10 protein-coding genes are annotated in these 11243 nt (G+C 39.3%); 6 read left to right on the top strand and 4 right to left on the bottom strand.

Annotation, left to right across the window (positions count from 1 at the left end; translation table 11 throughout):
* Positions 1–262 precede the first annotated feature (262 nt).
* The 6 genes from spxB to BN1206_RS09030 all read left to right on the top strand — a co-directional run bounded on the left by spxB (position 263) and on the right by BN1206_RS09030 (position 7488).
* On the top strand, positions 263–2071 hold the full coding sequence (spxB, locus tag BN1206_RS09050) for a pyruvate oxidase (protein ID WP_052543284.1): 1809 nt from the start codon (positions 263–265) through the stop codon (positions 2069–2071).
* Between the two features lie 229 nt (positions 2072–2300).
* Entirely contained in the window at positions 2301–3704 is a 1404-nt protein-coding gene (gene gndA, locus BN1206_RS09045; RefSeq protein ID WP_052543283.1) for an NADP-dependent phosphogluconate dehydrogenase, read from the top strand.
* 106 nt (positions 3705–3810) lie between these two features.
* Positions 3811–5370, top strand: a complete 1560-nt coding sequence (locus BN1206_RS09040) for a ClC family H(+)/Cl(-) exchange transporter (protein ID WP_014566270.1) — start codon at positions 3811–3813, stop codon at positions 5368–5370.
* A 96-nt stretch (positions 5371–5466) separates the two neighbouring features.
* Positions 5467–6570 (top strand): hypothetical protein, encoded by a 1104-nt coding sequence (locus BN1206_RS09035; protein WP_013642613.1) that lies wholly within the window; start codon positions 5467–5469, stop codon positions 6568–6570.
* A gap of 60 nt (positions 6571–6630) precedes the next feature.
* Positions 6631–6783, top strand: coding sequence for an SPJ_0845 family protein (locus BN1206_RS09825; RefSeq protein ID WP_013438808.1), 153 nt, complete (start codon positions 6631–6633; stop codon positions 6781–6783).
* A 51-nt stretch (positions 6784–6834) separates the two neighbouring features.
* The gene (locus BN1206_RS09030) at positions 6835–7488 is read left to right on the top strand and encodes a Crp/Fnr family transcriptional regulator (protein WP_014566268.1); all 654 of its coding nucleotides are present in this window, start codon (positions 6835–6837) and stop codon (positions 7486–7488) included.
* Between the two features lie 4 nt (positions 7489–7492).
* Here the strand turns inward: BN1206_RS09030 and BN1206_RS09025 are convergent, their stop codons facing one another.
* The 4 genes from BN1206_RS09025 to BN1206_RS09010 all read right to left on the bottom strand — a co-directional run bounded on the left by BN1206_RS09025 (position 7493) and on the right by BN1206_RS09010 (position 11239).
* A complete protein-coding gene (locus BN1206_RS09025) occupies positions 7493–8539 on the bottom strand; it encodes a YdcF family protein (RefSeq protein WP_052543282.1) in 1047 nt (348 codons plus the stop codon).
* A 107-nt stretch (positions 8540–8646) separates the two neighbouring features.
* Positions 8647–10575 carry a copper-translocating P-type ATPase gene (locus BN1206_RS09020; RefSeq protein ID WP_052543281.1) on the bottom strand — a complete coding sequence of 643 codons (1929 nt, stop codon included), beginning with the start codon at positions 10573–10575 and terminating at the stop codon, positions 8647–8649.
* The gene (locus BN1206_RS09015; protein ID WP_013438805.1) at positions 10575–10862 is read right to left on the bottom strand and encodes a cupredoxin domain-containing protein; all 288 of its coding nucleotides are present in this window, start codon (positions 10860–10862) and stop codon (positions 10575–10577) included. The genes BN1206_RS09020 and BN1206_RS09015 overlap by 1 nt, the downstream gene beginning before the upstream one ends.
* Positions 10862–11239: a cupredoxin domain-containing protein gene (locus tag BN1206_RS09010; protein ID WP_013438804.1), complete on the bottom strand. Its 378-nt coding sequence runs from the start codon at positions 11237–11239 to the stop codon at positions 10862–10864. Before BN1206_RS09010 ends, BN1206_RS09015 begins: the two co-directional genes overlap by 1 nt.
* Positions 11240–11243: the final 4 nt, after the last annotated feature.

Below are 11243 nucleotides of genomic sequence, written 5' to 3'. Positions count from 1 at the left end.
AATTTTTCTTAAATTTTAGCTATAAGTAAATAAAAAAATATATAAAATGAAAAAGTTTTAGTATAATAATGTTCATTGAATCACAATGTAAAACGCTATCCTTTAGCAAGACGTAAGTAATAATTTATCTGAGCTTGTGAAATGATTATTATTACAAAAGCGTTTTCATCTGCATAATAACAATGCTTTTGACGTTTTGCAAATGTGAAAAAATGTGTTTTAATACATTATGAAAGAAACGAAACTAAGGAGATGCACTTATATGACTAAAATTAATGGTTCTGATGCAATGCTTAAAGTTATTTATGACTGGGGAATTGATCATATCTATGGTTTCCCAGGTGGATCATTCGACTCCAGCATGAATGCTATTTACGACTTCAGAGATAAGATGAAATTTATCGAAGTTCGTCACGAAGAGGCTGGCGCACTTGCTGCTTCATCTGAATACAAAGTTACTGGTAAATTGGGTGTATGTTTTGGCTCAGCTGGTCCTGGTGCTGCCCACTTATTCAACGGCTTGTACGACGCTAAGTTTGACAAGACTCCAATGCTTGCCATCGTAGCTAATGTTCCAACTAGCAAACAAGACATCGACTTCTTCCAAGCCTTTGATGAAGATAAATGGTTCTTAGACGCTAGCGTTTGGTGCGCTTCAGCTAAGACTCCAGAGCTTATTCCAGTATTGACTGACGAAGCTATCCGTCAAGCCTACGCAAGAAAAGGTCCTGCAGTTTTAATCATTCCTAAGGACTACGGTTGGCAAAAGATTGAGGATAACTTCCGTGTAAACAAGGATGCTCATCCAGAGCCAAACTACCCAGCACCAACTAAGACTTCAGTTGATGAAGCTGTCAAGCTTTTGAGGGAAGCCAAGAACCCAACAATGTACATTGGTTTAGGTGCTAAGGATGCTGGCGAAGAAGTTAAGGAATTCGCTGAAAAGTTCAAGACACCTATTATGTCATCATACTTAGGCAAGGGTGTTGTTGAAGACAAGTTCCCAGCATACATGGGTACTATCGGCCGTATCGGACCTAAGGCAGCTCAAGAAGTTCAAATGGCAACTGACTTAGTTGTTTGGGTCGGCAATAACTCACCATTCTCAGTATTATGGTTCCCTAAGAACGCTAAGGTTATCCAAATTGATGTTGACCCTGCTAAGTTTGGTAAGCGTCACTCAACTGATGTATCAATGCTTGCAGATGCTAAGAAGGCACTTCGCGCTATCATTGATGCTGGTGAAGAAAGAAATGAATCACCACTTTACAAGGCTGCTATTGCAGACCGTGAAAACTGGGATGCATGGGAAGACAGCTTCAAGAACTCAGATGAGATGCCAGTTCGTCAAGAACCAATATGGGATGTTATCAACAAGAAGGCTGACGACAACGCTGTCTTTGCTATCGATGTAGGTAACGTAAACGTTGACTCTTGCCGTCTTTTGAACTTACACGATGATCAAAAGTGGACAACTTCTGGCCTTCACGCAACTATGGGTTACGGTGCTCCTGCCGCATTGATGGCAGCTACAGTTTACCCAGACCGTGAAGTTTGGAACTTAGCTGGTGATGGTGGCTTTGCCATGATGAACCAAGAACTTTTGACTATGTCACGCTACAACATGCATATCTTGAACGTAGTATTTACTAACGAAACTTTAGGCTACATCGAAGCTGAACAAGTAGATGAATCTCACCAACCATTATCAGGTGTAAAACTTCCAGACAACGACTGGGCTAAGGTTGCTGAAGGTATGAATGTTAAGGGTGTAGTGGTTCGCACCAAGAAGGAATTCGAAGAAGCAGTTGACGAATTCAAGAAGATAGATGGCCCAATGTTGATTGATGTTAAATACACTCACAACATGCCTTACTCAACTGAATTGAATTCACTGGATGATCCAGCATTCGTTAAGAAGTATGAAGCAGAAGACTTGAAGCCATTCAGCTACTTTGCTGAAAAGTATGGCTTGGAAGCTGACGCTGCAACAGGTGCATCTCAACATGAAGAATCAGAACCAGAAGAAGATACTGCTCCTGATACAGTTTCCGGTGCTTCACAACACTAATTCATTTGAGTAATAACCATAAAAAGACGAGATGAAAATCTCGCCTTTTTTATTTTCTAAGAAATATTTCCTGGGAAATCAAAAAACGTGTGTGAAACATTTTTAGACAATAATAAAACAGTTATTAACCATACCGAAAATTTTAGACCTTTTCGTTTCGCTTTTTTCTATACTAAAACGTATAATAATAATTGATAAATTTTGATTAAATGGAGGACGTTATAAAGATATGCAACAATTCGGCGTTATCGGTTTGTCTGTTATGGGCAAAAATCTTGCTTTAAACGTTAGAAATCACGGCTTTTCAGTTTCAGGTTATTCAATTGATAAACCTGAAATTGATGCTTTAGCAAAATATGAAGATGACAAGTTAAAGCCATGCTATACATTGGAAGAATTTGTTAACTCACTTGAAAAGCCACGTAAAATTTTGATCCAAATTATGGCTGGTGCTCCAGTTGATGAGACCTTACATAAGTTGCTTCCACTTTTGGATAAAGGCGACATCGTGATCGATGGTGGTAACTCAAACTACCACGACACTAACCGTCGTTACCACGAAATGGAAAAGCATGGCATTCACTTCATCGGTATGGGTGTTTCCGGTGGTGAAGAAGGTGCCTTAAATGGTCCTGCTCTTATGCCAGGTGGTGACGAAGAAGCTTACAAGGAAGTTGCTCCAATTCTTGAAGCCATTGCTGCTAAGAACAAAGAAGGTAAGTCTTGTGTAAGTTACATGGGCCCTGAAGGTGCAGGTCACTACGTAAAGATGGTTCACAACGGTATTGAATATGCCATCATGCAAGAATTCTCAGAAGTTTACAGCCTGCTCCGTGATGTTGCTCATAAGAGTGACGATGAAATGTCAGAAATCTTTGATAAGTGGAACCACAGCGTGGTACAAGCTTACTTAAGTGAAATCACTTCAAAGGTTTTGAAGCAAAAGGATGATCTTACTTCAGACAACATCATTGATCACATTTTAAACGTTGCTTCATACAAGGGTACTGGTAACTGGACTCTTGAAGATGGTGTAGCTCTTGGTGCACCTGTAACAGTTATTGCCGAAGCCGTTATGGCACGTTTCATGAGTAAACAAACTCATTTGGCACTTGAAAGCGACATTAAGCCAACTGAATTTAAGTATGAAGGTGAAATCCCTGAAGACTTAGTTGACGAATTCGGTAAGACTTTGCAATTAGCTCAAGCTGTCGCATATGCTCAAGGTTTCCAAGAATTAACTATGGCTGCTAAAGCTTACAACTGGGACCTTAGATACAAGTCAATTGCCCAAGGTTGGGAAGCCGGCTGTATCATTCGTTCTGCAATGCTTAAGGATATTGAAGATGCTTACTCAGACAAGAAGGAACTTACTAACTTGTTTGAAGATGGCTACTTCAGAAAGTTAATGGAAGACAACCTTCCAGCTTTAAGAAGGTCAGTTGAATTTGCTACCAAGGCTGGCGTTCCAACTCCAACTTTGAGTGCAGCACTCAACTACTTGGAATCAATCTTTAACCCTAAGTTGCCAGCTAACATGATCCAAGGTCAACGTGATTACTTCGGTGCTCACACTTACCTTAGAAATGACCGTAAGGGTACATTCCACACTGAATGGTACGAGGAAAAATAATTAGGTTTCATGTGAAACCAAAAAAAGCCAGTTAGACATATTCTAACTGGCTTTTTATTGTACAATAAGTATCGGTATATTTTTATGGTTTTAAAGAGAGGATTCTATGAAAGACGAGGGAAATCAAACTAATATAAAGCTGCTATTGCAGGCTTTAGTAGTTGGTGTTTGTACTGGGATAGTAGTTGGACTGTTTAGATTTGGTATTGAACAAACATCCGCTTTTTGGTTGCATTTGTTCCAATTAGCTCACCAAAATCCAGTGTGGTTTATTGCAATTATTGTTGGCTTTATTGCAGTAGCGGTAATTGCTGGCTATTTTGTTAAGCAATATCCGCACGTAGGTGGATCTGGTATTCCAGAAGTAAAATTGCAGCTGCAAGGTAAATTAACTTTGCAATGGTTTCCAATTTTATGGCGTAAGCTAATCGGAGGAATCCTGGTCATCGGTACTGGGCTATTTTTAGGACCAGAGGGTCCATCCTTGCAATTGGGTTCTACAATTGGTCAAGGCGTAGGTGAAGGCTTTAAACAAAATAAGCTTAATACAAGAGTTTTATTAGCTACAGGTGCTTCTAGTGGTTTATCTGCCGCATTTGGTGCACCTTTGAGTGGCGCACTCTTTGTCTTAGAAGAAGTCTTTCATAATTTTTCTCCTCTTGTATGGATGAATGCTTTAGCTGGTGCACTTGCTTCAAACTTTGTGGTTTCCAACTTATTTGGTTTGCACCATGCATTGGCAATTCCATATAATTATTCTTTTCCAATTAATCTTTATTGGCATTTAATTATTTTGGGCGTTTTATTGGGACTATTGGGTCACCTCTACAAGGTGGGCTTATTTAGCCTAAAAAAGGTCTATGCTAAAATCACTTTTTTACCACGTTGGTTACATGGTCTTATTCCTTTAGCACTTTTGATTCCAATCGCTTATTTCTGGCCTTTAATTACTGGTCCAGGTAATCGCTTGATTTTGTCACTTCCTAACATGATTACCAAAACAGGTTGGGGCTTAGTTGGACTTTTGGCCTTTTACTACGTAATGAGAATCGTCTTTTCAATCGTAGCTTATGATTCAGGTTTACCAAGTGGTATCTTCTTACCAATTCTGACGATGGGTGCCTTGATTGGTGCTACTTACGGTATGTTTATGGTTCAACTTGGATTATTACCACAACGCTTGGTAGTTAACCTGGTCATCTTTTCAATGGCAGGCTATTTTGCTGCAATTATCCGGGCACCATTTACTGCAATTATTTTGATTACCGAAATGGTTGGTTCGTTGCTTCACTTAATGCCATTAGCAGTTGTTGCGTTTATTGCACTTTTGGTTGATGAACTACTTGGCGGCAAGCCGATTTACGGTCTTCTCGCAGCCGCTATGGACACTAGCAGCGATCGCAAGGCTAACTATACTGGCGAGGCCGATCAAATGGTTCTGCCGGTCTATGAGAGCAGTAAATTAGTTGATAAAAAGGTCGCAGATATTAAGTGGCCTGATGATACTAGAGTTAGAACTATTCGCCGTGATGGGGGTGAAATTATCCCAACGGGTCAGACGATTATTCGTGGCGGCGATATGCTTGTTTTGGAGTTTGATTCAAGTCAACGAGGTCGTGTTTATAGTAAAATGAAAGACCTGCAAGGCGTTGAACTTGATGGATAATTGAAATAAGGGCGGCAGACGTACATGCCGTCTTTTTTCTTGCACAAAAATAGGTTATATTAGATACTTAAACTTATGTAGGAAAGAGGGATGAAGGTGAATAATTTAGTACAGATCACGTTAAATGCGGATCAGGAAAAATATAATCTGGATGGAGATGAAAGCATCACTTTTATTGATGCGAATTCTTATTATATTGGTCAAATTATTGATCGGCATCATGGCTGGATAACGTTAGAATCAGTTGACCAAGATGGTAACCGTGGTGGTGTCGTTTTTATTAAAGAAGATCAAGTAGCCAAGATCGAAGATAATACGCCAACACTGCATTACTACGCGTTAGCTGATATTAAGGATCCGTTTCACATGAAACAATTGAATACAAAAGTACTTAATTGGGACTTTACCAATATTTATGATCTTTTACTGAATGTGGCCGATTCTCAGCTATTTATCACGTTTGAAACCAAGACAGGGATTAATTATACTGGCCTGATCACGCAGCTGGATAAAGACGAAATACGCATCCTTGAAAAGAATGAACAGACACTAGAACAATACGCTACCGTCATCCCATTAGCTGATATTGTCTGTGTCGACATTAACAGCATAGATAATCGCTTGTTTATCCATTATCTGAAGCAACATAAAGATTATGGCAATGATCTAGAACTGGCAGAAATTTATTTTGATTATACTTTTGATGACCAATTTGGCAGTTTTGCAATTGGTAGAATCGTTAAGTATGATGATGAAAATATGATTCTTGAAAGCTTGAATGATTTGGGTCAAGTCGAATCCATTGCAGTAATTGCACGTAATCACATTGCCCATTTAACTGAGGAATCTGAGAGACTTAATTACTTTAACTACCTAGTTAATTGGCAAAAAGAAAATGGCAGTTTTGATCCGGATCATTTGGAGCATTCTGTTAATCTGCAGGGGGAGATTAGGTCAATACCTGAAGTAATTGAAGAATGGCCAGAAGACAAAATAATCAAGGTTAGCGATTCAATTTATCATTATCCTGACCGTTTGGGACTCATTTCATCTTATAATGATGATGGCTTTGATTTAAAAATTGCAACTGAATACGCTGTAGGTGATGTCAGCGATCATGATTATGAGGACGTGATCAGCGTTGATTTGGCCGGCTCAGAGATGATTAGGATGCAAAAATTCCTCGATAATCGTGGGTAAATAAGTTGGCAGTGAATAAAAGTTTTTTATATAATTAGACAAACGAAAGGAAGATGTTCTATGGGATTAACATTTGACAACCCTAACAATTTACAAAAGATGCTTGATCGCTTTGCGACAGTTCCAGATCCAAAGAAGACACCAAAGCACAAGGATCCAGAAGAATTGCTTAATAAAGATTCAAAAGACAAAAAGAAGAAAAAAGATAAGTAAATTAAAAGCAGGTTGCAAACGCAATCTGCTTTTTCTCTAGGAGTAAGAAATATGAAAAAACATTCGGCAGTAGCTTGTATCAGTAGGGCAGATTTATTTTCATCCTTATCATCTGATGCCCTAAAGAAAATTGCAGCAATCTCAACTCATCAGGAATATTTCCCAAGAAATACAATTATTCGTCAGCCAGGCGACGGTAAGGAAGGCATGATCTTCATGGATGAGGGTAGTGCCAAGATTTATAGCCTGAATGAAGACGGCAAAGAAACTGTGTTGGGCGTAATCAATAAGGGTGATTATGCTGGACAGCAGAGTCTTTTTAAAGAACCAAATCATGAAAATTATATTCAGGCGTTGCAAGATACGTATGTCTGCTCAATTAATCGTGATGATTTTCAAAACTTGCTTAAAAAGACGCCGGATTTAGTCATCAATTTGCTTAATACATTTGGTGAAAAGCTGGTAGCGGCAGAAACGAATTCAATTCGAAGAAATTCGATGAATGCCAAAGACCGCTTGATGGATTATCTGGTTGAACAAAGTCAAAAGTTGGGCTCAGCTAGATTTTCTCTCCCTTTGAAAAAGAAAGATTTAGCCAGTTATTTAGGAACCAGTCCTGAAACTTTGAGCAGACAATTGAAGCTATTAGAAAAGGAAAATAAGATCAGGGTCAATCGCCGAGAGATTACTATTGTTAAAAATTAATAGCTTATAATGGGCGAATGACGTAATACACAAATGCCAAGCCGATATTGATCAAGGCAAAGAAGCCAATGATAGTGCATTGCATTCTTTTAGTAATAACTAGGTAGGCAATAAATTCGCGAATAAAGGCGTTTAAGGTGAAATACCACTTGGTCTTGGCACCATAGCCAATACACTTTAAGCCTTGACGCTTAGCCAAAACAAGCGCTCTATAAACGTGATACGAATTAGTAACGATACAAAATGTGCTGTCAGGCTGCATCAGTTGATGTGAAAACTTAAGGTTTTGATTAGTTTTCTTGGAACGATCTTCAATGATGATGTCAGACTGGGGCACGCCATGTTCTTCCGCATAAGCGGCCATGGCGTGGTTTTCGGGAATTTCTTCATCGGGACCTTGGCCGCCAGACATGATCAATTTTGAGCCAGGATTTTTGTGATAAATTTCAATTCCGCGATCGATTCGGCTGGCAAGAAGTGGCGTAACTTTTTTGCCAATTAATCCTGCACCTAGAACGACAACGTAGTTTAGCTTCTTGATATTGAAATTAATGAGGTTCAACCAAGCAGTCAGGGTATACATCATCATGATGAAGATTAAATAAAGAATGCTCATTGATAAAAATAGATAAATAAATCTGAACCAAGGAGTAGAATTGAAACGACCAAAAGCAGGGTAGGCGAAAATTAGTAAAATGATGACGATACCTGTTCCTAGAGACAGGAAGTTAGTCCATCTAGTGCCTTCTTTGATTAAGATCTTGATGCCGTTATAGAGAAAGATGGCAATTAAAAGAAAGACGAAGGCAAAGATGAACAAAGCGATGCCTACGGCTACTAAGAGTAAAAAACCGGAAATTAAGTGATGTTGTTCAGGGTGCCTAGTGTCGACGACAATTAGAAAATCGACGGCTAGAAAAGCCAGAAACATTAAGGCAGAAGTTAGGGTCAATCCAGCCCACATTGAACGACGCTCATGTGTTAATACAAAGATGAAAATTCCGAGATTGATGAGGAAGATGGCTAATAGCCAATAGAAAAGAGACAACATTTTAATAAACTCCTTTAATTGTTAATTTAATTATACGGAGTTTACGGAATATCTAAAAAAAAAGGAAAAATAAAAACGCATCCTCAAGGGATGCGTTTTTAGATATTTTATGCTGCTTCACCAGCAATTTTAGTCTTGTTTAAAAGAAGAGAGCTGGTTACAACTGATACGGAACTGAAGGCCATTGCTAAACCTGCAAGTTCAGGACTCAAGGTCAAACCTAAGCCCATGAAGAGGCCGGCGGCAATAGGGATGCCGATAGTGTTGTAAATAAGGGCCCAGAACAAGTTTAATTTGATTCTGTTGAAAGTCTTCTTAGAAATGTCCAAAGCTCTTACAACGCCCATTAAATCGTTCTGAACGAGGACGATACCACCGGATTCAATAGCAACATCTGTACCAGAACCCATCGCAATACCAACATCAGCAGTAGACAAGGCAGGAGCATCATTGATACCGTCACCTACGAAGGCAACCTTTCTACCTTCATCTTGCAACTTCTTAATTTCAGCAGCCTTTTCAGTTGGCAAAACGCCAGCGATAACTTGATCAATGCTAACTTCCTTACCGATAGCGTTAGCTACATTAGGGTTATCACCAGTAAGCATGATAGTCTTTAAACCACGCTTCTTAAGCTCGGCAATAGCAGCCTTTGAACTTGGCTTAGGAACATCTTGAATAGCAATTAAACCGATGATTTCTTGACCTAAACCAACATAAACAACAGTTTTAGCTTCTTTTTGCAACTTAATGGCTTGATCTTTCATTTCCTGGGAAATGGAAATATCTTCAAGCAATCTGTCACTACCTACGAAAGCAGTTTGACCATCATAACTGGCTCTAACTCCTTTACCTTCAATTGCAGCAAAGTTTTTAACTTGAGCTAAAGCAATTTTGTCTTCCTTAGCTTTCTTAACTACAGCTGTCGCAAGTGGGTGTTCAGAGTTTTCTTCCAAACTTGCGGCAATAGTCAAAACCTTGTTTTGATCACCAACAACATCGGTTACTTGAGGCTTACCAACGGTAATAGTACCGGTCTTGTCGAAGACAACAGTATCAAGGTCGCTAACTTCTTCAAGAACTTCACCGTTTTTGATTAAAACGCCCATCTTAGCGCTACGTGCAGTACCAACCATCAATGCAGTAGGAGTGGCAAGTCCAAGGGCACAAGGACAAGCAATAACTACAACAGAAACTGCAAATAGCAATGCAGTAACTAATGGAGCGTTCAAGAATACGTACCAAATAACGAAGGTAATAATCGCAATAATTAAAACAGCAGGTACGAAGATATTGGAGATTTTATCAGTCAAGTTTTGGATAGGGGCGTGACTAGTTTGCGCCTTCTTAACTAAATCAACGATTTGTGAAAGCATCGTGTCGCTACCAACTTTGGTTGCTTTAAAATTAAATGTACCGTTAGTGTTGATAGTTGAACCTACAACGTCATCGCCTTTTTTCTTAGTTACTGGCATACTTTCACCGGTAACCATTGATTCATCAATAGTAGTTGAACCGTTGACGATAACACCATCAACTGGAACCTTTTCACCAGGCTTAACGCGGATAATGTCGCCAACCTTAACTTGATCAAGTGGCACCTTAACGAATTCACCGTTACGTTCAACTTCGGCGTCCTTAGCTTGCAAGTCAATCAACTTAGCTAAAGCGTTAGATGCGTTATTATGCATCTTCTCTTCCATAGCGTCGCCCAAAAGAACGAAGACCGTTACAAATGCGGCACTTTCAAAGTAAACTTCATGTCCGGTGAACATAGCGAAGATACTGTAGAAATAGGCAACAGCAGTACCAACAGCAACCAGCGTATTCATATTAGCGCTATGATGCTTGAAAGCGGCCCAGGCACTACTCCAGTATGGAGCGGCTGAAATAGCCATAATAATCGTTGTTGTTATAAATGCGATCCAATTGTAGCCAGGCATCATCCAATGGAATGGCATGGCAAACATTTGGATAAGCATTGGAATTGATAAGATAAATGAAATCCAAAACCGTTTAATGTTTGAAAGTTTCATTACTTAACGACGACCTTCCCATGGAACATGTCCATTCCGCAAGCGTAGTTGTAAGTACCTGGTTTGTCGGTTGGAACATCAATAGTAACTTCTTTTTTACCGTCTAATTTTTCGTCAAAGTTTAAGTCCTTTGAAACGACTTCGTTCATACATCCCATATTGTCTGAAGAAATAAACTTCAATTGAGCAGGCTTGCCTTGCTTGAAAGTAACAATATCAGGCTTGTAACCATGATTTTCTGCGTTTACGACAACTTTTTTAGTTTGATTCTTTGAAAAAATACTCATTATTTAACAACAACCTTTCCATGAAACATATCCATACCACAAGCAAAGTTATAAGTGCCTTTCTTGTCAGTGGGAATATCAATAGTAGTAATTTTTTGCTTAGTTAAATCTTTATCAACACCAAGTTGTTCAAAAACAACGTGAGACAAACATGCTGTTGAATCATTCATATCGAAGTTTACCTTGGCAGGTATGCCTTGCTTAAGCACAACGGTTGAAGGGGAGTAGCCACCTTTAACGACGATGTTTGCTTCTTGCGTACCTTGGTCAACTATGGCTGTGCCGACGGCTTCTTGGTGTTTACCGAAGAACCACCAAAGAATGAAGCCGATCAGCAAGATGGCCACGATCAACGTGATAATTTGTGAAATACCCATATCT

Source organism: Lactobacillus sp. OTU4228, from assembly GCF_001006945.1.
Lineage (GTDB): Bacteria > Bacillota > Bacilli > Lactobacillales > Lactobacillaceae > Lactobacillus > Lactobacillus amylovorus.
The sequence above is the reverse complement of the archived record's forward strand: the minus strand, read 5'-3'. Positions and strand labels throughout refer to the sequence as shown.

What these genes read in the sequence shown, in the direction of transcription:
- spxB (WP_052543284.1), top strand. Translation starts at nt 263, where the DNA reads ATGACTAAAATTAATGGTTCTGATGCAATGCTTAAAGTTATTTATGAC.
- gndA (WP_052543283.1), top strand. Translation starts at nt 2,301, where the DNA reads ATGCAACAATTCGGCGTTATCGGTTTGTCTGTTATGGGCAAAAATCTT.
- BN1206_RS09040 (WP_014566270.1), top strand. Translation starts at nt 3,811, where the DNA reads ATGAAAGACGAGGGAAATCAAACTAATATAAAGCTGCTATTGCAGGCT.
- BN1206_RS09825 (WP_013438808.1), top strand. Translation starts at nt 6,631, where the DNA reads ATGGGATTAACATTTGACAACCCTAACAATTTACAAAAGATGCTTGAT.
- BN1206_RS09030 (WP_014566268.1), top strand. Translation starts at nt 6,835, where the DNA reads ATGAAAAAACATTCGGCAGTAGCTTGTATCAGTAGGGCAGATTTATTT.
- BN1206_RS09025 (WP_052543282.1), bottom strand. Translation starts at nt 8,539, where the DNA reads ATGTTGTCTCTTTTCTATTGGCTATTAGCCATCTTCCTCATCAATCTC.
- BN1206_RS09020 (WP_052543281.1), bottom strand. Translation starts at nt 10,575, where the DNA reads ATGAAACTTTCAAACATTAAACGGTTTTGGATTTCATTTATCTTATCA.
- BN1206_RS09015 (WP_013438805.1), bottom strand. Translation starts at nt 10,862, where the DNA reads ATGAGTATTTTTTCAAAGAATCAAACTAAAAAAGTTGTCGTAAACGCA.
- BN1206_RS09010 (WP_013438804.1), bottom strand. Translation starts at nt 11,239, where the DNA reads ATGGGTATTTCACAAATTATCACGTTGATCGTGGCCATCTTGCTGATC.